At 29.3% G+C, this 24,144-nt stretch carries 20 protein-coding genes; 11 read left to right on the top strand and 9 right to left on the bottom strand.

Translation table 11 applies throughout. The annotated features are described in order from the left end of the window. The first annotated feature begins 31 nt into the window (after nt 1-31). From rpoB to ALEK_RS14555, 8 genes are all read left to right on the top strand, one after another. Nucleotides 32-4,177, top strand: coding sequence for a DNA-directed RNA polymerase subunit beta (gene rpoB / locus ALEK_RS14590; RefSeq protein ID WP_071626850.1), 4,146 nt, complete (start codon nt 32-34; stop codon nt 4,175-4,177). Further along, entirely contained in the window at nt 4,170-8,702 is a 4,533-nt protein-coding gene (gene rpoC, locus ALEK_RS14585) for a DNA-directed RNA polymerase subunit beta' (RefSeq protein WP_071626851.1), read from the top strand. Before rpoB ends, rpoC begins: the two co-directional genes overlap by 8 nt. A 236-nt stretch (nt 8,703-8,938) precedes the next feature. Beyond that, nucleotides 8,939-9,124 carry a hypothetical protein gene (locus ALEK_RS17600; protein WP_228289355.1) on the top strand — a complete coding sequence of 62 codons (186 nt, stop codon included), beginning with the start codon at nt 8,939-8,941 and terminating at the stop codon, nt 9,122-9,124. A 58-nt stretch (nt 9,125-9,182) separates the two neighbouring features. After that, complete coding sequence (locus tag ALEK_RS14575; RefSeq protein WP_071626853.1) at nt 9,183-9,890, top strand: EAL domain-containing protein; 708 nt, start codon at nt 9,183-9,185, stop codon at nt 9,888-9,890. Nucleotides 9,891-9,951: 61 nt separating this feature from the next. Then, nucleotides 9,952-10,239, top strand: coding sequence for a YciI family protein (locus tag ALEK_RS14570; RefSeq protein WP_071626854.1), 288 nt, complete (start codon nt 9,952-9,954; stop codon nt 10,237-10,239). A gap of 342 nt (nt 10,240-10,581) precedes the next feature. After that, complete coding sequence (locus ALEK_RS14565) at nt 10,582-11,028, top strand: cache domain-containing protein (protein WP_071626855.1); 447 nt, start codon at nt 10,582-10,584, stop codon at nt 11,026-11,028. Between the two features lie 105 nt (nt 11,029-11,133). Next, complete coding sequence (locus ALEK_RS14560; RefSeq protein ID WP_071626856.1) at nt 11,134-13,005, top strand: methyl-accepting chemotaxis protein; 1,872 nt, start codon at nt 11,134-11,136, stop codon at nt 13,003-13,005. Nucleotides 13,006-13,053: 48 nt separating this feature from the next. Beyond that, nucleotides 13,054-13,869: a DUF2971 domain-containing protein gene (locus tag ALEK_RS14555; protein WP_071626857.1), complete on the top strand. Its 816-nt coding sequence runs from the start codon at nt 13,054-13,056 to the stop codon at nt 13,867-13,869. Between the two features lie 17 nt (nt 13,870-13,886). Here ALEK_RS14555 and ALEK_RS14550 read toward each other — a convergent pair whose 3' ends face one another. Next, on the bottom strand, nt 13,887-15,251 hold the full coding sequence (locus tag ALEK_RS14550; protein WP_071626858.1) for a chloride channel protein: 1,365 nt from the start codon (nt 15,249-15,251) through the stop codon (nt 13,887-13,889). A gap of 175 nt (nt 15,252-15,426) precedes the next feature. On the opposite strand from ALEK_RS14550, the gene ALEK_RS14545 reads away from it, so the two are divergent. After that, the gene (locus ALEK_RS14545) at nt 15,427-15,921 is read left to right on the top strand and encodes a hypothetical protein (RefSeq protein ID WP_071626859.1); all 495 of its coding nucleotides are present in this window, start codon (nt 15,427-15,429) and stop codon (nt 15,919-15,921) included. Between the two features lie 8 nt (nt 15,922-15,929). Further along, on the top strand, nt 15,930-16,127 hold the full coding sequence (locus tag ALEK_RS14540; protein ID WP_071626860.1) for a YwbE family protein: 198 nt from the start codon (nt 15,930-15,932) through the stop codon (nt 16,125-16,127). Nucleotide 16,128: 1 nt separating this feature from the next. Here ALEK_RS14540 and nosD read toward each other — a convergent pair whose 3' ends face one another. After that, nucleotides 16,129-17,343: a nitrous oxide reductase family maturation protein NosD gene (nosD, locus tag ALEK_RS14535; RefSeq protein ID WP_071626861.1), complete on the bottom strand. Its 1,215-nt coding sequence runs from the start codon at nt 17,341-17,343 to the stop codon at nt 16,129-16,131. A 122-nt stretch (nt 17,344-17,465) separates the two neighbouring features. Here nosD and ALEK_RS14530 point away from each other — a divergent pair, with 122 nt between their 5' ends. Continuing rightward, a complete protein-coding gene (locus ALEK_RS14530; protein WP_071626862.1) occupies nt 17,466-17,915 on the top strand; it encodes a YaiI/YqxD family protein in 450 nt (149 codons plus the stop codon). A 46-nt stretch (nt 17,916-17,961) separates the two neighbouring features. Here ALEK_RS14530 and ALEK_RS14525 read toward each other — a convergent pair whose 3' ends face one another. From ALEK_RS14525 to ALEK_RS14495, 7 genes are all read right to left on the bottom strand, one after another. Beyond that, complete coding sequence (locus ALEK_RS14525; protein ID WP_071626863.1) at nt 17,962-18,993, bottom strand: YeiH family protein; 1,032 nt, start codon at nt 18,991-18,993, stop codon at nt 17,962-17,964. 165 nt (nt 18,994-19,158) lie between these two features. Continuing rightward, entirely contained in the window at nt 19,159-19,542 is a 384-nt protein-coding gene (locus tag ALEK_RS14520) for a RidA family protein (RefSeq protein ID WP_071626864.1), read from the bottom strand. 20 nt (nt 19,543-19,562) lie between these two features. Next, entirely contained in the window at nt 19,563-20,312 is a 750-nt protein-coding gene (locus ALEK_RS14515) for an alpha/beta fold hydrolase (RefSeq protein WP_071626865.1), read from the bottom strand. 1 nt (nt 20,313) lies between these two features. After that, nucleotides 20,314-21,609, bottom strand: a complete 1,296-nt coding sequence (locus tag ALEK_RS14510) for a TRAP transporter large permease (protein WP_071626866.1) — start codon at nt 21,607-21,609, stop codon at nt 20,314-20,316. Continuing rightward, nucleotides 21,609-22,073 (bottom strand): TRAP transporter small permease, encoded by a 465-nt coding sequence (locus ALEK_RS14505; protein ID WP_071626867.1) that lies wholly within the window; start codon nt 22,071-22,073, stop codon nt 21,609-21,611. The genes ALEK_RS14510 and ALEK_RS14505 overlap by 1 nt, the downstream gene beginning before the upstream one ends. Beyond that, nucleotides 22,070-23,038, bottom strand: a complete 969-nt coding sequence (gene dctP, locus ALEK_RS14500) for a TRAP transporter substrate-binding protein DctP (protein ID WP_071626868.1) — start codon at nt 23,036-23,038, stop codon at nt 22,070-22,072. Before dctP ends, ALEK_RS14505 begins: the two co-directional genes overlap by 4 nt. 2 nt (nt 23,039-23,040) lie before the next feature. Further along, a complete protein-coding gene (locus tag ALEK_RS14495; protein ID WP_071626869.1) occupies nt 23,041-24,039 on the bottom strand; it encodes a D-cysteine desulfhydrase family protein in 999 nt (332 codons plus the stop codon). Nucleotides 24,040-24,144: the final 105 nt, after the last annotated feature.

The following is a 24,144-nucleotide window of genomic DNA, read 5'->3' as shown; positions in this document are numbered from 1 at the left end:
AACTAAACCAAATTTTATAACAAGGCCGATAATGTTAAACTCATTAAAATCTGGTAATAGACTTAGAGTTGATTTTGCTAAAAATCCACAACAAATTGAAATTCCAAACTTATTACAACTTCAACAAAATTCTTATGATACATTCTTAATGATTGGACAAGAAGAAAGACATACAGCTGGAATCGAAAAAGTATTTAAATCTATTTTCCCTATTCACGACGCTCAAAACAGAATTACATTAGACTATTTAGGTTCTGATGTTGGTAAACCAAAATATGACGTTAGAGAGTCTATGGTTAGAGGTCTTACATACTCTATTCCTTTAAAAATTAATATTAGATTAACTTTATGGGATTTAGACGAGAAGACTGGTGAAAAAATTGGTGTTAAAGATATGAAAGAACAATCTTTATTCATCAGAGAAATTCCTTTAATGACTGATAGAACTTCATTTATTGTTAACGGTGTAGAAAGAGTAGTTGTAAACCAATTACACAGATCTCCAGGTGTTATCTTTAAAGAAGAAGAATCAAATACTGCTGACAATAAACTTATCTATACTGGTCAAATTATTCCAGATAGAGGTTCTTGGTTATACTTCGAATATGATGCAAAAGATGTATTATATGTAAGAATTAACAAAAGAAGAAAAGTTCCAGTTACTATTTTATTCAGAGCATTAGGTTACTCTAAAGAAGATATTATCAAATTATTCTACCCAATTTTAAATATTAAAGTTAAAAACAACAAATTCTTAACAGAATTTAATCCAGAAGATTTTACTGGAAGAGTTGAATTTGATATTAAAGATGAAAAAGGTAATTTAGTTTTAGCTGCTGGGAAAAGACTTACAGCTAGAAAAGCTAATGCTTTAGCTGAGGGTGGTTTAAAATTAGTTGAGTATCCAATTGAATTATTAATGGATAGATCAACAGCTAACACTATTTTTGATCCTGAATCAGGAGAAGTATTATTTGATGCTTTAACTAATCTTGATGAAATCAAACTTAAAAAATTACTTGACTTAGGTTTCGATAATTTTGATATTGCAAATGATTTAGCAACAGGTGTTGATAATTCTATTATTAATGCATTTAAACAAGATGCTGAATCTTTAAAATTATTAAAACAAACTGAGCAAATTGATGATGAAAATGATTTATCAGCAATCAGAATTTATAAAGTAATGAGACCAGGTGAGCCTGTAACTAAAGAAGCTGCTAAAGAATTTGTTAAGAAATTATTCTTCGATCCAGAAAGATATGACTTAACTAAAGTTGGTAGAATGAAAATGAATCACAAGTTAGGTGTAAATGTACCTGAGTACGTTACTACATTAACTTATGAAGATGTTATTAAAACTGTTCAATACTTAGTTAAAGTTAAGTCTGGTCACGGTCATATTGATGATAGAGATCACTTAGGTAACAGAAGAATTAGAGCAATTGGTGAATTATTAGCTAATGAATTACATTCTGGTTTAATCAAAATGCAAAAAGCTATTAGAGATAAAATGACTACATTATCTGGTACATTAGAAGATATTATGCCACATGATTTAGTAAACTCTAAAATGATTACGTCAACTATTACTGAATTCTTTACATCTGGGCAGTTATCACAATTTATGGATCAAACTAACCCATTATCAGAAGTTACTCATAAAAGAAGACTTTCTGCACTTGGTGAAGGTGGTCTTGTTAAAGAAAGAGCCGGATTCGAAGTAAGAGATGTTCATGCAACTCACTATGGTAGAATTTGTCCAGTTGAAACTCCAGAGGGTCAAAATATTGGTCTTATTAATACATTATCTACTTTCTCTAAAGTAAATGATTTAGGATTTATTGAAGCTCCTTACAAAACTGTTAAAGATGGTATTGTAACTGATGAAATTAAATACTATACAGCTACTCAAGAAGAGGGTTTAATTATTGCTCCTGGTTCAACTAAAGTTGACGATAATGGTAAAATTATTGAAAATCTAATTGAAGCTAGACAAGATGGTGAAATTTATTTAGTTGAAAAAGCTAAAGTTGATTTAATTGATATCTCTTCTCAAATGGTTATGGGTGTTGCTGCATCTTTAATTCCATTCTTAGAGCATGATGATGCCAACAGAGCCCTAATGGGATCAAATATGATGAGACAAGCTGTTCCATTATTAAAGCCTAATGCTCCTGTAGTTGGAACTGGTTTAGAAAAAACAGTTGCAAGAGATGCATGGGAAGCTATTAAAGCTAAAAGAGGCGGAGTTATTGAAAAAGCTGATGCTAAAAATATCTACGTTAGAGGTGAAGATGAAGACGGTGCTTTCATTGATCACTATACAGTTAATAAAAACGTAAGAACAAATAATAATACTTCATTTGGTCAAAGAATTGGTACTAAAGAAGGTGCAATCGTTGAAGCTGGTCAGGTAATTGCTGATGGTCCATCTATGGATAATGGTGAATTAGCTGTTGGTGTTAATGCTTGTGTTGCCTTCATGCCATGGAATGGATATAACTATGAAGATGCTATCGTTCTTTCTGAAAGATTAATTGAAGAAGACGCATTTACGTCTATTCATATTTATGAAAAAGAAGTTGAATGTAGAGAGTTAAAACATGGTAATGAAGAGATTACTAGAGATTTACCAGGTGTTAAAGAAGAGTCTATTACTCATCTTGATAGTTCAGGTATTATCAAAGTAGGAACTTACATTAAACCAGGAATGATTCTTGTTGGAAAAGTTACACCAAAAGGTGAAATTAAACCAACTCCTGAAGAAAGACTTTTAAGAGCAATCTTCGGTGAAAAAGCTGGTCACGTTATTAATAAATCATTAGTAACTCCTACTTCTATGGAAGGTACAGTTGTTGACGTTAAAGTATTCACTAAAAAAGGATACGAAAAAGACGAAAGAGCTGTTGCTGAAATTGAAGCAGAAAAAGCTGAACTTGATGTAAAACATCACGATAAATTACTAATGTTAGATAGAGAAGAAATCTTAAAAATTAATGATTTATTATCTAAATCTCCATTAGCTAAAGATGTTGAAGTAGAAGAAGTGACTTACAAAAGCGGTGAAAATATTCCTGTTGATGTATTAGCAAGTGTTAATAGATTTGCTATGAAAAAAGTTGTAGCTTCATTTGATAAAGAAATTGAGAAAAAATATAATGAAATTAAAGAATATTTCATTAAACAAAAAGCTCAATTAAGAGATGATCATGAAGAAAAACTTCAAGTATTAGAACACGATGATATCTTACCTTCTGGTGTAATTAAACAAGTTAAAGTTTATGTTGCAACTAAAAGAAAGATTAAAGTTGGGGATAAAATGGCAGGACGTCACGGAAACAAAGGTATTGTTTCTAACATCGTACCTCAAGTTGATATGCCTTACTTAGAAGATGGTTCAACAGTTGACGTTATTCTTAACCCACTAGGGGTACCATCAAGAATGAATATCGGTCAGATTCTAGAAGTTCACTTAGGTCTAGTTGGTAAAAAACTTGGAGCTCAAATTCAAGATTTATTTGAAGCTAAGAAAAGTGACTTTATCAAAGAATTAAGAGCTAAAATGAGTGAAATTGCATCTGTTGCTAAATTAATGGGTGGAAAAGAATTCATGGATTCTTTATCTGATGAAGATTTAATTGCTTATGGTCAAGATTGGACTAAAGGTGTTAGATTTGCAACTCAAGTATTCGATGGTGTTAAAGAAGATGAATTCGTTAAATTATTTGAATTAGCTAAAATTGATTCAGATGGTAAAACTCAACTTACTGATGGTAAGACGGGTGAAAAAATGAAGGAAAGAGTAAATGTAGGTTACATGTATATGCTTAAACTTCATCACTTAGTTGATGAAAAAGTGCATGCTAGATCTACTGGACCTTACTCACTTGTAACACAACAGCCAGTTGGTGGTAAAGCATTATTTGGTGGACAAAGATTTGGGGAAATGGAAGTATGGGCTCTTGAAGCTTATGGTGCTACTAATGTTCTTAAAGAAATGTTAACAACTAAATCTGATGACGTTGAAGGTAGAACTAGAGCTTATAGAGCTATCGCAAACGGTGAAAATGTGCCAAGTTCAGGTGTTCCTGAAACATTCTTCGTATTAACAAAAGAGCTTAAAGCTCTTGGACTAGACGTAGAGATTTTTGAAGAGGTAGAAAACAATGAGTAATAATGAAAAAATATTAGAACCAATTGAAATTAAAGAATTAGAAAGACCGACAGATTTCTCGGCCTTTCAATTAAGACTTGCAAGTCCTGAAAAAATTCTATCTTGGTCATCTGGGGAAGTAAAAAAACCAGAGACTATTAACTATAGAACACTTAAGCCTGAAAGAGATGGTTTATTTTGTGCTAAGATTTTTGGACCAGTAAAAGATTACGAATGTCTTTGTGGTAAATACAAAAAGATGAGATACAAAGGTGTTGTATGTGAAAAATGTGGTGTTGAAGTAACTTCTTCAAAAGTTAGAAGACACAGAATGGGACATATTGATTTAGTATCTCCTGTTGCACACATTTGGATGGTATCATCTTTACCAACTAGAATTGGTACTTTATTAGGTGTTAAATTAAAAGACCTTGAGAGAGTATTATATTACGAAGCATACATTGTTTCTGAAGCTGGTGAAGCATTCTATGATAACGAAAAAACTAAAAAAGTTTCAAAATTCGATATCTTAAATGAAGAACAATACAGAACAATCTCTGATTTATTTGAACATACTGGTTTTGAAGCTGATATGGGTGGACAAGTTGTAAGAGATTTATTAGAAACTTTAGACTTATTTGAATTATTAACTAAGTTAAAAGAAGAAATGGCTGGAACTAAATCAGAAGCTAAAAGAAAAACTATTATCAAAAGATTAAAAGTTGTTGAAAACTTTATTAACTCTGGAAATAGACCTGAATGGATGATGTTAACTCAGTTACCAGTTCTTCCACCAGATTTAAGACCATTAGTATCTTTAGATGGTGGTAAATTTGCTGTTTCTGATGTTAATGACCTTTATAGAAGAGTAATTAACAGAAATAACAGACTTAAGAGATTAACAGAACTTGATGCACCTGAAATCATTATTAGAAATGAAAAAAGAATGCTTCAAGAGGCAGTTGATGCTTTATTTGATAATGGTAAAACAGCTAACGCAGTTAAGGGTGCTAATAAAAGACCTTTAAAATCTTTATCTGAAATTATTAAAGGTAAACAAGGAAGATTTAGACAAAACTTACTTGGAAAAAGAGTTGACTTCTCTGGTAGATCTGTAATTGTTGTTGGACCTACTTTAAATATGGACCAATGTGGTATTCCTAAGAAAATGGCTCTTGAGTTATTTAAACCACATTTAATGGCTAAACTTGAAGAAAAAGGTTATGCAACTACATTAAAATCTGCAAAGAGATTAATTGAGTCTGAAACTAATGAAGTTTGGGAATGTTTAAATGAAATCGTTGATGAATATCCAGTATTACTGAATAGAGCGCCAACTCTTCATAAACTTTCTATTCAAGCGTTCCACCCAGTTTTAATTGATGGGAAAGCTATTAGATTACATCCACTAGTTTGTGCTGCCTTCAATGCCGATTTCGATGGGGATCAAATGGCCGTTCACGTTCCATTATCACAAGAAGCTGTAGCTGAAGCTAAGATTCTTATGATGTCTTCTATGAATATTCTTTTACCTGCATCAGGTCGTGCAATTGCCGTACCTTCTCAGGATATGATTTTAGGTATTTACTACCTATCATTAGAAAAAGATGGTGTAAAAGGTGAACATAAATTATTCACTGGTGTAAATGAAGCTAGAATTGCTCTTGAAATGGGTCAAGTTGATTTACATGCAAAAATTAGAACTAAGATTGACAACAAAGTTATTCATACAACTGTTGGTAGATTAATTGTTCATGAAATTTTACCTGAGTTTGTACCTTTAAACTTATGGAACAAGATTTTAAAGAAAAAAGATATCGGTATTTTAGTTGATTATATCTACAAACATGGTGGATATGAAGTAACTCCAAAATTCTTAGATAACTTAAAGAACTTAGGTTTCAGATATGCAACTGATGCTGGTATTTCTGTATCAATTGATGATATTAGAGTTCCTGAATCAAAAGTTGGACATATTGCTTCTTCTAAAAAAGAAGTAATCGAAGTTCAAAAACAATTTGGTCAAGGTTTATTAACTGAGCAAGAAAGATATAATAAGATTATTGATATCTGGACTGAAGTTAACAACAAGCTTGGTTCTGAAATGATGAACTTAGTTGAGCAAGATAAAAATGGATTCAACTCTATTTATATGATGGCTGATTCTGGGGCTAGAGGTTCTGCTGCACAGATTAGACAGTTATCAGGTATGAGGGGTCTTATGGCAAAGCCAGATGGGACTATTATTGAAACTCCAATTATTTCAAACTTCCGAGAAGGTCTAAATGTACTTGAGTACTTTATTTCTACTCACGGTGCTAGAAAAGGTCTTGCGGATACAGCTCTTAAAACAGCCAATGCAGGGTACTTAACAAGAAAACTAATTGATGTATCTCAAAACGTTAGAATTACAATTGAAGATTGTGGTACTCACGAAGGTATTGAAATTACTGATATTTCTTCTGGTAATGAATTAATTGAAGCATTAGAAGAGAGAATCACAGGTAGAGTTATTGCTGAAGATATCATTGATCCTATTTCAAATGAGATTCTTTTCACTGAGGGTACTTTAATTACTGAGGAAGATGCAAAAGTTGTTGCTGATGCTGAAGTAAAAGCTGTTACTATTAGAACACCATTAACTTGTAAAGTTGAACATGGTTTATGTTCTAAATGTTATGGTCTTAACTTAGGTGAGCAAAGAAAAGCAACTCCTGGTGAAGCAGTTGGTGTTGTTGCCGCTCAATCTATTGGTGAGCCAGGAACACAGCTTACACTTAGAACTTTCCACGTTGGTGGTACTGCAAGTGCTACTCAAACTGAGAGAGAATTAAGAGCTGATAAAGAAGGTTTCATTAGATACTACAACATTAAAACTTATATTGACAGAGATGGAAAATCTATCGTTGCTAATAGAAGAAATGCTGGTATCTTATTAGTTGAGCCTAAAATTAATGCACCATTTAAAGGTAATGTTACAGTAGAAACTCTTCACGAAGAGATTATTTTAACTTTAGCTAATGGTAAAGATGAGAAAAAATACTACTTAAGAAAGAATGACGTTGCTAAAGCTAATGAGCTTGCAGGTGTATCTGGAAAAATTGAAGGTAAATTATACTTACCTTATAGAGATGGTATTGAAGTAGAAGAAAATGAATCAATCGTTGAGATGATCAAAGATGGTTGGAATGTTCCAAACAGAATTCCTTTCGCTTCTGAATTAAGAGTTGCTGATGGAGCTCCTATTACTTCTAAAATCACTTCTGGTGCTAAAGGTACAGTTAAATATTACAAATTAACTGGCGATTACTTAGAGAGAAAAGAAGATATTAAAGCTGGTTATACAGTTGTTGAAAAAGGTTTATTTGCTGTTGTTGTTGATGGTGAAGGTAGAGAAGCTTTAAGACACTATATTGCTAGAGGTTCTAAAGTTGAGTTAGATGATAACGTAAACGTTGAAAAAGAATCTATGATTGCTGTTCCTGAAACTACAGAACAAGTAGTTATTGCAGAATGGGATCCGTACTCGAATCCTTCAATTGCAGAACAAGAAGGTATTATCTCATTTGAAGATATTATTCCTGGTGTTACTGTTTCTGAGCAATTCGATGAATTAACTGGTACTTCTAAATTAGTACTTAATGAATATATCCCAAGTGGTTATAAGCCTACAGTTCTTTTAGCAACTGAAGATAAAGATATTATTAGATATTCATTAGACCCTAAAACATCATTAAATGTTGCAGAAGGTCAAAAAGTACAAGTTGCAGATGTTATTGGTAAAACACCAAAAGCAACTCAAAAATCGAAAGATATTACTGGGGGTCTTCCAAGAGTATCTGAGTTATTTGAAGCAAGAAGACCTAAGTCAATTGCTGTATTAGCATCATTTGACGGAATGGTTTCATTTGGTAAACCATTAAGAAATAAATCTAGAATTATCATTACTGATGAACATGGTAAGAAGGGTGAATTCTTAGTAGAAAAATCTAAGCAAATTTTAGTACACGAAGGTGAGTTCGTTCATGCTGGTGAGGCATTAACTGATGGTCAAACATCTCCTCATGATGTATTAAGAATCTTAGGTGAAAAAGCATTACATTACTTCATTGTATCTGAAGTACAGCAAGTATATAGATCTCAAGGGGTAAATATTGCTGATAAACATATTGAGGTTATTACATCTCAAATGTTAAGACAAGTTTCTATCTTAGATGGTGGAGACACTAAATTTATTATTGGAGATATGATCTCTAAGAAAAGATTTAAAATTGAGAATGAAAGAATTATTAAATTAGGTGGAGAACCTGCAATTGCTGAACCATTATTACTTGGTATTACAAGAGCGGCTGTTACATCTGATTCTATTATTTCTGCTGCATCATTCCAAGAGACTACTAAAGTATTAACAGAGGCTGCAATTTCAGCTAAAATGGATATGTTAGAAGACTTAAAAGAAAACGTTGTTATTGGTAGAACAATTCCTGTTGGAACTGGTCTATACAAAGATAAGAAAATTAAATTTTCTTATCCAGATGAGCAATAAGGGTTAACCCCCTTATTGTTTATTTTTTAAACTACATGGATTTAATTTCCCTACTAATTATTTTTATACTTGTTGAATTCCTAGAATCATATTGGCAAAAGTCTGATACTTTACATGGTTTATTAACAAATAACTTTTATATGTACTCAAAAAATATCTTTTTATATTTTACTTTGCATCTTTCATTTTTTTATACTATTTTTATTTCATATTATTTAAGTAATTTTTCTTTTTGGATGAGTTCTATTATCATTATTAAATTTATTGATATTGCATTTAAATTAACTATGATGAAAAAATTATCTTTAGGTTCTGAACTTTATGATGTAATGCCTATTAATGTTAAAATGACGCCAATATTTAGATATATGAATGTACTTATATACCCACTTAGTTACATATTCGCAGTTGGATTAATATAGTACTAATTCTAATATTCATTATCAATTAATATTAAGTTTATTTTGTTACTATTCTTCTATGACTAGTAAAGAATTTAAACAATTAATTATAGAATCAAAATATTATACAAAGTATGAACCTATTTTAGAGAAAAATAGTTTGGCTATTTTTGCTTATGAAGCTTTATCAAAATTTGATATTAACAATGACACTATAAGTACAGAAGAAATCTTCAGAAAACTACACCATAATAATAAACTTTTTTTTGAATTAGAAAAAAGAAATAAACAACTACAAATTGAAAATTATGATTTTAGACATAAATTATTTGTTAACTTTGATGCAGATATTGTTGTAACTGATGACCAAAAAAAATATTGGGAAAAGTTTCTGATTGAATATAAAGATAAACTTGTTGTTGAAATAACGGAAAATGGTAGTGATGACGAAACTTCTGCCACAATTATGAAAGACTTTTCTACTTGGTTGGTTGATAAGAATATTGATGCTGCATTAGATGATTTTGCACAAGATGGTTCAATGTTTTCTTTTTTTATAATGAATAAATGTAAATATATAAAAATAGATAAATCATTCATTCAACAAATTCGTAAAAATAAAAACTATTTACCATATTTAGAAGGTATATTAAGAACTATACGCCTAAATAAACAAAAATCAATAATAGAGGGTATTGAGACAAAAGAAGACCTAGAATTAGTTCAGAATCTAAATTGTGATTATATTCAAGGCTATTACTTTAATGATTATGTTCGAATTGTATAATTTTAATTTTCTCACACAATTATTTTGTTAAAATGTTAGAATCAAAATAAAAAGGAAGTTTATGCAATATTTAGTAATCGCTTATGATAATGATAATGCTTTAGATAAAAGAATGGAAGCTAGACCAGCACATGTTGAAGGTACTCAAAAATTAATGGCTGAGGGTAAAATTATCAGTGCTTGTGCAATGATTGAAGAAGATCAAATGGTTGGTTCATCAGTAGTTACAAATTTTGATAACGATGAAGATTTTAAGACATGGTTAGAAAATGAAGCATATGTAAAAGCAGGTGTTTGGAATATGGATGAAATTCAAATTGTTCCTGTTAAGGTTATGCCAAAAGCTTAAGAAGATTTCTTCTTAAGTTTATACTTGAAATCTCTCTTTTTTTACTCATTAGTACTCTATAAAAAGATTAAAAAATAATTTATATATTATCAAAAACTCCTATATTTATACATCATTTCAATATTATAATTTAGAAATTTATATAATAATTTTATATAACACCATTTAAAATTATTAAAAATATCTTGAAAAATAGCACAAAGATAGCATTTTATGGGACTTTTTAAAAAAATGCCAAAAGATGGAAATAACAGACTTAAAACACTTAAAATAACGCATTAGCTTAAGAACAGATTAATATTATTTATGCAAATATTTAATACTAAATATTAAGGAGAGCAGATGAGCAGATTAATTAAATTGGGAGCAGCATTATTATTAGGTGGTACAACTTACGCTTTTGCATTAACAGCAGACGAAGTTAAATCACATGTAGAAAAAGGTGCGACTTATTGTAAAGAAGTTGGTGTTTCTAAATGTATTGAAGAAATGGGTAAAAAAGATGGAATGTTTGATAAGGGCGATCTATACATTTTTGCTACAGATTTTGATGGAGTAATTACTGCTCATCCTAAAAAACCAATTGCTGGTAAAAACTTATATAGATACAAAGATAAAGCTGGTAATCAATTATTCAAAAACTTTATTGATAAAGTAAAAGCTGATGGTTCTGGTTGGGTTGATTATGTATGGGCACATCCTACTACAAAAAAACAAACACCTAAATCTTCATATGTAATTGGAGTTGGTGAAAATCAACTAATTGGTGCTGGTTATTATAAACAATAGCATCAAATAAATAATCCCTTTGGGGTTATTTATAGAAAAAATAAGAATACAAAAAGGTATTTTTATTTTTTTTATAATTCTTGGAAATCTAAATTAGGAAAGCAGATGTTTTTAAACAATATAAAAATAGGAAGTAAACTTATAATCGCCCCTGCGGTAGCAGTTATATTTTTATTTATTTTAGCAATCTTTTCAAACAATGCTTTGAAATCAGATAAAGCTGCGTTAAAAGAGATAGTTGAAGTTAAATTTGAACTTTATAAATCAAGTAGTAAATTACTTATTGATGTTGATTTATACAACTCTGTTTTATATAAGGTATTTAGTTATGCTGCTGGGGGTTATGAGCAGTCTCAAATTGATGAGCAATTGGAGATTTTAGCCAAAATTGGTATACAAATGAATAAAGATATGAAAGCATTAGAAACTGCTACATATTTAGATGCTAAAACAAAAAAAATGATTAAAGTTGTTTCTAAAAATTTAAAAGAATACAACTTAACAGTTGCAGATGCTATTGATATGTTAAGTGTTGATGTTGGTATGGCAACACCTATGTTATCTGTAACGGATGAAGTATTTCTTCTATTAAATGAAGATTTAACAAAAATTGATGAAATGGCTGTTGATGAAAATAATATTGCTTATGAAAAAGCATTAGAAGAAATCGATGAAACTTTATATACTTTATATACTCTAATTATAGTTGGTTTCATTTTATCTTTAGTAATTATTCTTTCTGTAATTAGCTCAATAAAAAAACCTTTAGATGAGTTCCAATCAGGTTTATTAAACTTCTTTAAATATTTAAATAAAGAAACTTCTGATGTTAAACTTATTGAAATTAATTCAAAAGATGAACTAGGAGAAATGGCTATTGCTGTTAATAATGGTATTTCAACTATTAAAGAAGGAATAGAACAAGATAGAGTTTTAGTTGATAGTACAATTTCTTGTGCAACACAGGCTCAAAAAGGTCTATTAAATGCAAGAATCGAAGGAAGCTCAAGTAATCCATCTTTAAATGAATTAAAAGATGTAATTAATGATATGTTATGTTCTATTGAAGATAACATCAAAAATGCAATGGATGTATTATCTACATACACACAATATGACTATAGATCAAAAATTGATACATCTACTATGGATGGAGATTTAAAAGCATTATGTGAAGATGTGAACAGTTTAGGGACAGCTATTACTTCTATGTTAATTGAAAATAAAAAGATTGGATTAACATTATCTAATAACTCTGAAAACTTATCTAATAATGTTGAGAGTTTAACTGAGTCTGCTAACAATCAAGCGGCTTCATTGGAAGAGACAGCAGCAGCTATTGAAGAGATTACTTCTAATATGCAAAATAGTTCACAAAATATTGCAAAGATGACTTCTTTTGCAAATGAAGTATCTAGTTCTGTATCTATTGGTCAAGATTTAGCATCTAAAACTGCATCATCTATGGATGAGATTAATGAACAAACACAAGCAATTGCAGATTCAATTACTGTTATTGATCAAATTGCTTTCCAAACAAATATTTTATCACTAAATGCAGCAGTTGAAGCAGCAACAGCAGGAGAAGCGGGTAAAGGATTTGCAGTAGTAGCTCAAGAGGTTAGAAACCTAGCTTCAAGAAGTGCAGAAGCAGCTAAAGAGATTAAAGAGCTTGTTGAGAGTGCTACAGAGAAAGCAAATGGTGGAAAAGCTATTTCAAATAATATGATTGAAGGTTATGAAAAACTAAATAGTAATATTCATAATACATTAGAGTTAATTAATGACGTATCAGGATCATCAAAAGAACAATTTGATGCAATGGCACAAATTAATGATACTGTTAATAACTTAGATAGAGTGACACAGCAAAATGCATTATCAGCTGGTGAAGCAAATAAAGTTGCAAGAGAAGTTAATTCAATTGCAGTTAAAGTTGTAGAACATACTGATGAAAAAGAGTTTGAGGGTAAATAACCCAGACGTAACCAATTTATAGTATAATATTTTCTTTAGGAGTTATCCATGGGAAATATTATCTATCACTATTGTAATGTAGAAGCTTTCCGAGCAATAATCCAAAACAAAACACTTTGGTTAAGTTCAGTGTATAATCTAAATGATTATAAAGAAATACATTGGATAAAAGACAAAGTTCTTAAAAAGATTGAAGAAGTAAGAACTAAAGATAATTTCTTAATATATGAAGCTTTTGAAAAACTATACAATAACGAACTTCCAAATGTATATATAGCATCTTTTTCACAAGGTAATGATCTATTAAGTCAATGGCGTGCTTATGCTAATGATGGATATGGTGTTGCTATTGGGTTTAATAAAGACTATTTTATTACAAATGACTTAGTTCATACAACTGAGGTTTTATATGATGAAACACAACAAGAAAAAGAGATTGATACAATACTCAAACCATTAGAAAAAATGAATAATGATATTCAAATATATTCAAATGATTTTAATACTTTATGTAAAGATATAATTACTAATATAAATAACCTATCAGCTAAATCAAAAAATGAACTATTTAAAGAAGAACAAGAAGTTAGACTTATTCATAATCCAATAATTATTGATGATAAAGAGAATGAAAAGTTTATTTTTAAAAAGAATTTATCTGATATGAAATTTCGTTCTGTTTGTGGAAATCTTATTCCATATTTTGAATTGAAGTTTGATAAAGAAAAGAAAGATATTCCTGCAATTTTAGAGATTGTTACAGGACCTAAAAATAAGTTTATTAATCAAGAAGTTAAAATCTTTTTATCTAATAATGGTTTTTATTCTGTTGATATAAAAAACTCTAAATCTTCTTATAGATAGCTTATTAATAAACCTATCTATTTTTTTGTTTTCCATTTAACTTTCTGTAGAATATGTTCTACTTTAGCTTTACTTTTAACAGTTAAATCAACATGACTTTTATCAATGTTATCTCCGTAATCAATATTTAACATATCTGATTTACTCATTTGTAATATTTGTGATTGGAAGACACTTCTATGTCCCGTAATTAAGAAAGTAATTACAGCAGATATAGCTGCATAATGAGCAATCTCAACTCCAAATAATTCAACGGCCATAATAGTTGCTGCAATTGGTGAATTTGTAGTACCAGCTAAAACACTTGTTAAGCCTAAAGCTGCAAATAATGCCCAGTTATCACCAAATAAAGTTCCTAAGAAATGTCCACTAGTTGCACCTACATAAAATATAGGAGTAATAACACCACCACTACCACCAGCTCCTAAAGTAACTGATGTATATATAGTTTTAGCAATAAATGAGTACCAAGGTATATCAGCAGAGATATTAGGATCACTATAAAACAGACTCGAAATTGTATCTAGTCCTAATCCAAAGTATTGATCTCCAATAAAGAAAGATAATATTACTAGAAAAGAACCTGCTAAAAATGCCTTAAGATATATATTTAATTTTATGGCAGATATTTTATTTTCTGTTTCCTTAAGTACTTTAATTAAGAAGTAAGAAATTAAACCAAAAAATAAACCACCTAATATAACTTGCATAACTAATATAATATCAAAAGGTAAAGCATTTGAGAATTGCATATGGTAATAAGTATAATTAACACCTAATAGCTTAGCTGTTGTATATGCTGCAAATCCTGCAATAAATGAAGGTAATAATACATCATACATTATAATACCAACAATCAGTACTTCAACTCCAAATATGGCACCTGAGATAGGCGTTCCAAATACAGAAGCAAATCCTGCACTAATACCACATATAACTACTTTTTTTCTATCTTTTGCTGAAAACTTAAATATTTGAGCAATAAAAGAAGCAGCTCCTGCACCTATTTGTGCTCCTGGACCTTCTTTTCCAACTGAACCACCTGTAAAGATCGTAACTACAGTTGCGAATAATTTAATTGGCATTACTTTAACATCTATCCAACCATCTTTTTTATGCACAGCTTCAATAACTTTTTCAGTTCCATGTCCTGTAGCATCTGGCGCGAATTTTTTAACTAAAAAAATTGTAATCATTAATCCAAAAGGTAATAAGTAATATGACTCAAAAGGTAGGAATTGTTTTGCACTATTTGCACTGTGAATGGTATTTAGAAAGAATGTAACAATAGCCCCAATAATCACACCAATTGTTGATGATAATAGAACCCATTTTGTAACACTTAAAAAAATAATTGATTGTTCAATAAGATGTTTTTTCATAGCCAGTTCTTTAGAAAGAATTTATAATATAATTGTAACAGAAAAAATTAAGATAAAATTAAAATAACTGATAAAATAGCCTAAATATGGAATGTTTTTGTAAAAGATTTTTTACTAATAAAACAAAAGGTATAAATTTTAGATATACTTGCAAAAAAAATTAAGGCAATTTAGAATGAATTTTAATCATTTAGATTCACAAACAAAAAAAGAGTTACATGAAGAAGTATTAGAAAATGCTAATAGTCTTGGTGGAATGAACTTCTTTTTACAATTAATAGAAGATATTAAAAAAGCTAAAGGTCACCCTTTATTAAATAAAAGTAATGCTTTTCATTATGGTAAAGGAAAAGTTTCTTGGAATAAAGATATCTACAAAGATACATTAGTTTTATTACATGACACAATCAAAAAATCTGAAAAAGATGAAAACTATTTTGATGAATTAAAACCAAAACATCAAAAGATTACAACTAATATGATGAAAGCTTTAAAGCCTATTTATATTCAAGTAGCTCCAAAAGATTCAAATGAAGGTGAAGGTTTTGAGTTAAATATCATAGATGCAAGTAATCCTGATGATATTAAAATTTCAATGATGTATAGAATTATCTTTTTCTATAATACTGATTTTGCTAAAGATGCAATGACTTACAAGTCTGAAGATTAGGATTTATAATGATTAGAGATCATAGAGAAAGAGATGATATTACTATAGGTTTAGCTGTTAAAGTTGTACTTAAAAAAGATCAAAGATCTGGTAAATTGACTTTAGGTAAGGTTAAAAAACTTTTAACAAACTCTGCTTATCATCCAAGAGGAATAAAAGTTATGCTTGAAGACGGACAAGTTGGACGAGTTCAAGAAATGGCATAATTTAAGATCCTACATAAAGTAGTGGTTTTTTATCTTCTAATAATAGCACTGGTTCAATAAACGGTGCTAGATTTAGAATAAAGTTTATTATTGAGATTATAGGTGTTGCATAAAAGAATTTTACTCTATTATTGTAATGCCATAATCTATCTGCATATTGATACATTTTATATGATGTATCTCCAATATTATTCCCATCTGTATCAAACCCTGCATATTTATCCCAATAGTTATTCTCAACAATATTTTTAGAAGTAGTATTACCTCTTACACTTTTTACAACGTCTTCAATATTTCCATTAATTGTATTGTTTTTTATAAGATTTTGTTTTATTGCCCCATGGAAATGAAATGCTTCATTATTATATGAAATATCATTATTAGTAAAAAACCTTTTTATTTCTGTCTCGTTATGTTTTGCATCTATATAAAAAGCTTTATTGTTATACTTTAATGTATTATCTTTAAATCTAAAATCTGATACACCTTTTACTAATACTGCAATTCCTGCTTTCCCATTTGAGTTTGTAATGATATTATTTTGAACTGTAGTTTTTTTTGCTCCTGCAAAGATAAGTCCTACAGAGTTTGCAATAATATGATTATCTTCTATTGTATTTGTATGGGATTTTTTAATATGTAAAGCAAACCTTGATCTTTCAATATGATTTTGAGAAAATAGGTTTTTATGTGAATAAGCAAATGTTGTATCTCTACTATTATAAATCTCATTATTTCTGATTTTATTATTGTTACTATAATAAAGTTTTAGAGCATCACCTTTAAGTGAAATATCTACATCTTTAGATGAAATTTTATTATTCTCTATAATAGAGTTAGTAACCATAGCAAGCTCAATACCATATAAAGTATTTTTAATGGTACAATTTGAGATTACAGAATTAGAAGAATTTGAGATTTTTATTCCTGCATCTATTTTATCCATTCTATTTCCACTATTTATAATTGTCAAGTTTTTTAGAATTATATTTGATGAGGTGATTTGTATAACTGTATCTTTATTCAGACCATCAATAATTACATTATCACTTTTTCCAATAATAGTAAGAGCTTTATTTATCGTGATATTTCCTTGATAAATTCCTGAATCTAGTTTTATTGTTGAACCAGCTTTTGCCTTATTTATCGCATCTTGGAGAATATTTGCATTTAGTGATATACAAGTGATGAAAGTTAAAATAAAAAATTTAAACATTATTTATCCATGTGATTTTTATTGATTTTAGCGTAAAAGAAAATAAAAAAAATTGTTTTATATTAAGAAAATGGAAAACTTTCTTAATCTTATTTTTTGTATACTCACAAAAAAGGAGAGTTATGACACTTTTTATTGACGGGGATGCTTTTCCTAACTTATTAAAACCAATAATTTTACGTGCAATTGAGAGAGCTGGACTTGAAACTTATGTAATTGCGAATAAAAAAATAAATGTTGGAAAATCCTCTTTTATAACATATATGATTGTTGAAGCAGGTGCGGATGAAGCTGATAATAAAATAGTTGAATTATTAAAAGAAAATGATTTAGTAATAACAGCAGATATTCCATTAGCAGATAGAGTTATAACGAAGAATGCACATGCTATTGATCATAGAGGTGAGTTGTATACAGAAGACAATATTAAAAATTATCTAGCAATGAGAAATTTAATGCAAGAAATTAGAGATAGTGGAGAAGTAACTAAAGGACCAAAAGCTTTCAATCAAAAAGATTGTCAAACTTTTGCTAACTCACTTAATAAGTTCCTTCAAGGAATTAAGAAGTAATCAAGTGTTTTGTTACAAAAAGAGGAGTAAATCCTCTTTTTACAAATTAAAGGCTTAGCGAGAAGAATGTAATTGCTATTCCGCTAAACATTAGCCAAACAAATAGTATTGTGGCTAAATAAATAGGTTTCATACCTACATTTTTAAATTTATTATAATGTGTTTCCATTCCTAATGCTGACATTGCCATTGTTAGGAAAAATGTATCTATTTCATTTATTACTGTCACTGTTTGCGTTGAGAATATATCAAAAGAATTAAATATTGCTACACCTATGAACATAAATGCAAACCAAGGTATCACAATTTTTGCTTTTTCACTTTGACTCTTTGATGATTTAGCAACTCTAGTTATATAAAAAGATATTATGATAAGAAATGGAGCTAAGAACATTACTCTTAACATTTTTTCAATAACTGAAAAGTTTGCAACTTCTTCACTGATACTATTTCCTGCTGCAACAACATGGGCAACTTCATGTAATGTTGCTCCTAAATATATACCAAACTCTTGTTCATTAAAAGAATAAAATCCTAGTTTATATAAATAAGGATATAAAAACATACTAATAGTTCCAAAAAGTACTACTGTTCCTACAGCTATTGCACTTTTGTGTGCTGGAGCTTTTATTACTGATTCAGTTGCAAGAACTGCTGCTGCACCACAAATAGAACTTCCTGCTGAGGTTAATATTGTAGTTTCTTTATCAAGTTTTAGGATTTTTGTTCCTACAAACATTCCTACTATAAAAGTTAAAGTAACAATTAAGAAGCTACTTACAACACCAGCTATTCCGATATCTGTTATATCTTGAAAAGTTAATCTAAAACCATAAAAAACTATTGCTATTCTTAATAATGTTTTAGTTGAAAATATTATTCCTTCTTTCCATTCTTCTGGTAGTTTACTTCTAAAGGTATGAGAAAATAATATTCCCAAAATGATACCTATAATTAAAGGGCTAATATGATAGGCTTTAAATATCTCTATTTTTGATATCATTACTGATATAAATGCAAATAGACCTACAAATAGTAGTCCATTTATTAAACCTGAATTCTTGATTATCTTATCCATTAAAATCCTTATGTAATGTAATAACTAGTTATATTATTTAAGTAAATATGATGATTTAATATTTATGATTGATTTTTTATAACTAATTGATTCTACTAGTAAAAATAGTAGTTTATTTTTTATTTATACTAGACAAGTTAAGTAACTTATCTAGTACATAATTTTTTATTTTTTAAAAGCTATCGCATCTACTTCAACTAAAACATTTTTAGGTAAAGTTTTAACTGCAACAGTTGCTCTTGATGGAGCATTCTCATTATCAAAGAACTCACTATAAACTTCATTGAATTGTACAAAATCATCAATATTTGCTAAATAGCAAGTTGTTTTAACAACATTATCTAATGATGATCCAGCTTCTTCAAGTACAGTTTTTAAATGTTCAAGTACTAATCTTGATTGTTCTTTTATTCCACCTTCAATAATTTCCATGGTACTTGGAACTAAAGGGATTTGACCTGATGTAAAGACTAAATTTTCATAAGTTGTTGCTTGATTATATGGTCCAATTGCACTTGGAGCTTTATTTGTTGATATAATTGTTTTCAATTTATTATTCCTTTATTTACTTATTTCAAAAAATCTATGAGAATTTTATTAAATAATTCTGTTTTTTCTAAATGAGGGCTATGCCCACAAGCAGGTAATACACATAACTGACTATTGGCAATGTTATCTTTTAAAAATAAGATATCATTCATTCCATAAGTTTTATCACTGTCTCCATATATTATTAGAGTTTTATTTTTTATATTTGATATTCTTTTCTTTGCTGAAAAGCTCTTCATTACATCTAATGAATTCAAGGCTGATTCAATTGAAATGCCTTTACCTGAATCAAATGATAGATTAAAATATTTATCATGCTCTCCTGTATAAAACCATTTTGCATGAGCCATTTTTTTAAAACTTGGGTAATCATTTTTTACTCTGTTTTTACTCTCTTCAATTGTTTCAAATCTATTTTCAAAATTTCCACTTGCTGCTGTGCCATAACAAATAAGTTTGTCTATTTGATTACTTATTGTTACTGCAATTTCTATTGCTAACATTCCACCCATTGAATGTCCTAATAAAGAAAAGTTCTCAAGTTTTAAAAAATTTATTGTTTTAATCATTTCTTGAGCAAAACTTCCCATATCTGACAATAGTATTTCTTTATTTAATCCATGTCCTGGCATATCAATGCAATAGACACAGAAATCATTTTTTATTAGTTCTTCAATTTGGAATTTAAAATGTTCATGTGAACTTAAATATCCATGGATTAAAACTATTGCTTTATTTTTTTCATTTCCATATGTTTTAACTTCTAACATACTAATCTCTTGTTAGGAACATTGCGATTTCAGGCTCAAACATTAAAAGAGCTATCATTAATACTAAAGCTATTAAAAATGGTATTACGCCAATAATCACATCAAGAATGGTTATATCTTTATTTGCAATTCCTTGAATAACAAATAGGTTTAAACCAACCGGTGGTGTTAATACTGCTATTTCCATTAAAATTGTATATACGATTCCAAACCAAATAGCTTCAAACCCTGCGTATTCAATCAAAGGGAAAAGTGTTGGTAAGGTAATAAATGTCATAGAAACAGGTTCTAAAAACATACCAATTACAAAATAAAAGATCATAATCATAAATAGTATTTCATATTTTGATAATTCCATTTGGGCAATATGTTTAGTAATTTCTTCTGGAATTCCATAATACTCAACAACAAAACCAAAAAGTGCAGATCCTGCTAATAATATTCCTAGAAAACCCATCGTTTTCATGGTAGCAAGTATAGAATCCTTAAATTTTGTCCATGTTAATCCACCTAAAAAGTATGAAAAGAATATTGTTACTACTACTCCTATTGCTGCAGCTTCTGTTGGTGTTGCAATTCCAAAGTAAATTGATGAAATTATTATTGCTCCAACAACTACAATTGGTAAAAAAGCAAAGAATACAAATCTGAAATTCACTTTTTCTATATTCTCTTTTCTTGGCACTGCCTTATCATCAAGTTTCTTCCAAATTAATATAATAGAGAAAAACATTACTGTTAGTATAATCCCAGGTATAATTCCCGCTATAAATAATTTTCCAATTGAAGTATCTGTTACAATTCCAAAGAATAATAAAATTAAAGAGGGTGGTATTAAAACACTTAATGTTCCACCAGCTGCAAGAATACCTGCACTTAGTCTTTTATCATATCCCAATCTTAACATTTGTTTTAAAGCAACTCCACCAATAGTTAATGAACCAACCATACTAGAACCACAAACTGCACCAAATCCAGCACAAGCTCCAATACTTCCGTATGCAGCAGCTCCTCTTACTGATGTACCTCTATAAAATGCTTCATAAAGTTTTTCACCTAAGTTTGATTTGGCTATTAATTCACCTAAGAAGACAAATAATGGTACGGATAATAATATATAGTCAATCCATGTTCTCCATAATTGAAGTTGATTTGACATTAAAGACGTACTAAAATCTTGAATTGTCCATAAAAAAGGTAAAGAAGCACCAACTAATGCAAAAGGTATTGGTACACCTATACTAATGAATAAAAGTAATAAACCTAAAAGACCTATTGCAACATAATACCATTCCATTAAGACTCCTTAATTACTGTTATGATTTTAAAAAAACTGAATATATTAAAAAATATCATTGACAATAATGTAGGAAATGCTACATAGGTTCTAGGTATTTCTAATATCTCACTACTTGCACCACTCATATAAGCCAATGTGAAAGCTTTATATAGTGTTAATGTAAAAAATATTCCAATTAAAAATATTAATATGTATCTTATATAAATTAAATATTTAGCAATTTTTGTAGGCAATTTATCCCGAAAAATTGTTACTTCCGGATAACCATTAACTTTTAGAGAATAACTCATACCTAAAAAAGCTAATGGTAATAGCATTAATGCCGTTGTTTCAGTAACATAAGGATCTGGATAACCCATTTTCCTAAATATTACTGAAGCACTAATCCAAATACTTTGGATTAGAATAATACCTCCTCCAATATAAGCTAAATACTTAGTTATATTATCTAGGGTTTTCATTGCGAAACTAATTCTTTAATTTTAGATGCCAGTTCATTTCCACATTCTTTTTGAACTGTTTTATCCCAAACGGCTTGAATATTTTTAACAATTTCTAATCTTTCTTCTTTATTCAGAGATTTGGCGCTTCCACCACCTTCCATAACGGCTTTTCCTACTCTTTCATTTACCCAAGCTTCATATCTAGGTTTTAACCAAATTTCAGTCTCTTTAGCAGATTCTAAAAGAATCTTTTGATTAGCTGGACTTAAGTTTTCAAAAACACCTTTATTAATTACATACTGAGAGTTACCATAAAATAAACTAGCATTAATCATATGAGGCATTACACTCCATAATTTCCATGAACTATATGTTGCAACTCCCATACTAACACCATCAACTACTCCTCTCTCAGCTGATTGGAATACTTCTTTTGGTGAAATAAACACAGGATTCCCACCCCATTGTCTAATCATTTCACTAATTAAAGGATAAGGACTTCTTACTTGTTTACCATTTAATTTTGTTAGTTCTTTTGTTGGCTCTTTAAACCACCATTCTTGGTCATAAGAATAGTTAGAGTTAAATAATACTTTTAAATTTCTTTTTGATAATTCTGGTTCTAACAGTTTTGTATATGCTGCATCAACTTCAACTTGTTTATCAAAATCAACTACTGCTGGATATAATGCTGTTACTCTTTGACATTTTAATCTCTTGTCAGATGGTAACCATGAAATATCAGTTACTCCTCCTAGAACAGAATCAACACCTTCACTCCAACCATGTAATGTAGAAGAACCGTAGATTTTAATTTTTAAATCACCGTTAGTTTTTTGTTCTACTAATTTAGCTAAATGTTCAAACCCTTTGTATCTAATATCTACTTGATTTACGTATGTCGATAATCTTAAAGTTTTAGCATTTACTGCTACAACACCAACTGTTCCAACTAAACCAACTACTAATAATTTCTTAAACATTTCTAATCCTTAAAATATTTTAAATATTCAAATAAAGCTATAGACCCACCAGTATGTAAAAATAATACATTTGAACCATCTTTAAAGTAGTCATTTTTGACTAAATCTAAAAATCCATCTGCTACTTTTCCTGTATATACAGGATCAAGTAAAATACTCTCTTCTCTTGCAAATAGTTCAACTGCATTTTTCATACCATCAGTCTTTAAAGAATAACCTTCTCCAACATAATTATCTAGGCAAATTAAATCATCTTTTTTTAATATATCTTTATCAAGTCCAAGTACCTCAATATGTTCTTGAGCTACTTTAAACACTACATCTTTTTGTATGTCCGTAGGTCTTGAAACATTAATACCTACTAATTTTATTTTACTATTTAATGCTTTTAATGCAACTGCCATTCCCGCATGTGTTCCAGAACTTCCTGACGGCACTACAATTGTATCAATATCTAAAGACTCTTTTGATAATTGTTCCATTATTTCAAGAGCACAAGATGAATAACCTAATGCACCAATTCCATTTGAACCGCCACCTGGAACTATATAAGGTTTTTTACCTTGTTTTTTTAGTTCTTCAGCTTTCTTTTCCATTAAAGCCATCATGTCGCTTTTTCCTGGATGCATTTGAATAGACTTCGCACCCATTAGGTGGAATAAGAAGTTATTTCCACTTGCATTTTCACTATATGAGCCTTTAACTCTCTCTTCAATAAGCAAGTGACAATCTAATTTCTCAAGATTTGCCCAAGCTAGTGTAATTCTACAATGATTTGATTGCACGGCACCACAAGTAATAAGTGTATCGCAACCTTTTTCTATGGCATCTGCAATTAAATAATCTAGTTTTCTAGTTTTATTTCCGCCACTTTCTAACATGTCATCTCTTTTAACATAAAGAGAAATATTTTTATCCATAACCTTCGTTAAGTTTTTAAGTGGTTCTATATATGTTGGTCTTTTTACATATCCTCTTTTTTTAAATCTATTTAAATCCATTTTCTCTCCTAGTATAATGTGTTATATTTTTGCTGTGTTTGAAGTTTAACTGAAAATGATATTTATAAAAAATAAATAAATTTTATGTTTTAGATAAAAAAAATT

Origin of the sequence: Poseidonibacter lekithochrous (genome assembly GCF_013283835.1) — a bacterium.
GTDB lineage: Bacteria > Campylobacterota > Campylobacteria > Campylobacterales > Arcobacteraceae > Poseidonibacter > Poseidonibacter lekithochrous.
The sequence above is the reverse complement of the archived record's forward strand: the minus strand, read 5'-3'. Positions and strand labels throughout refer to the sequence as shown.

Excerpts from the sequence above, each read along its gene's own strand:
- nosD (WP_071626861.1), bottom strand. The coding sequence starts at position 17,343 with ATGTTTAAATTTTTTATTTTAACTTTCATCACTTGTATATCACTAAAT.
- ALEK_RS14560 (WP_071626856.1), top strand. The coding sequence starts at position 11,134 with ATGTTTTTAAACAATATAAAAATAGGAAGTAAACTTATAATCGCCCCT.
- ALEK_RS14555 (WP_071626857.1), top strand. The coding sequence starts at position 13,054 with ATGGGAAATATTATCTATCACTATTGTAATGTAGAAGCTTTCCGAGCA.
- ALEK_RS14540 (WP_071626860.1), top strand. The coding sequence starts at position 15,930 with ATGATTAGAGATCATAGAGAAAGAGATGATATTACTATAGGTTTAGCT.
- ALEK_RS14525 (WP_071626863.1), bottom strand. The coding sequence starts at position 18,993 with ATGGATAAGATAATCAAGAATTCAGGTTTAATAAATGGACTACTATTT.
- ALEK_RS14495 (WP_071626869.1), bottom strand. The coding sequence starts at position 24,039 with ATGGATTTAAATAGATTTAAAAAAAGAGGATATGTAAAAAGACCAACA.
- ALEK_RS14545 (WP_071626859.1), top strand. The coding sequence starts at position 15,427 with ATGAATTTTAATCATTTAGATTCACAAACAAAAAAAGAGTTACATGAA.
- ALEK_RS14550 (WP_071626858.1), bottom strand. The coding sequence starts at position 15,251 with ATGAAAAAACATCTTATTGAACAATCAATTATTTTTTTAAGTGTTACA.
- dctP (WP_071626868.1), bottom strand. The coding sequence starts at position 23,038 with ATGTTTAAGAAATTATTAGTAGTTGGTTTAGTTGGAACAGTTGGTGTT.
- ALEK_RS14570 (WP_071626854.1), top strand. The coding sequence starts at position 9,952 with ATGCAATATTTAGTAATCGCTTATGATAATGATAATGCTTTAGATAAA.
- ALEK_RS17600 (WP_228289355.1), top strand. The coding sequence starts at position 8,939 with ATGAGTTCTATTATCATTATTAAATTTATTGATATTGCATTTAAATTA.
- rpoB (WP_071626850.1), top strand. The coding sequence starts at position 32 with ATGTTAAACTCATTAAAATCTGGTAATAGACTTAGAGTTGATTTTGCT.
- ALEK_RS14510 (WP_071626866.1), bottom strand. The coding sequence starts at position 21,609 with ATGGAATGGTATTATGTTGCAATAGGTCTTTTAGGTTTATTACTTTTA.
- ALEK_RS14565 (WP_071626855.1), top strand. The coding sequence starts at position 10,582 with ATGAGCAGATTAATTAAATTGGGAGCAGCATTATTATTAGGTGGTACA.
- ALEK_RS14530 (WP_071626862.1), top strand. The coding sequence starts at position 17,466 with ATGACACTTTTTATTGACGGGGATGCTTTTCCTAACTTATTAAAACCA.
- ALEK_RS14515 (WP_071626865.1), bottom strand. The coding sequence starts at position 20,312 with ATGTTAGAAGTTAAAACATATGGAAATGAAAAAAATAAAGCAATAGTT.
- rpoC (WP_071626851.1), top strand. The coding sequence starts at position 4,170 with ATGAGTAATAATGAAAAAATATTAGAACCAATTGAAATTAAAGAATTA.
- ALEK_RS14505 (WP_071626867.1), bottom strand. The coding sequence starts at position 22,073 with ATGAAAACCCTAGATAATATAACTAAGTATTTAGCTTATATTGGAGGA.
- ALEK_RS14575 (WP_071626853.1), top strand. The coding sequence starts at position 9,183 with ATGACTAGTAAAGAATTTAAACAATTAATTATAGAATCAAAATATTAT.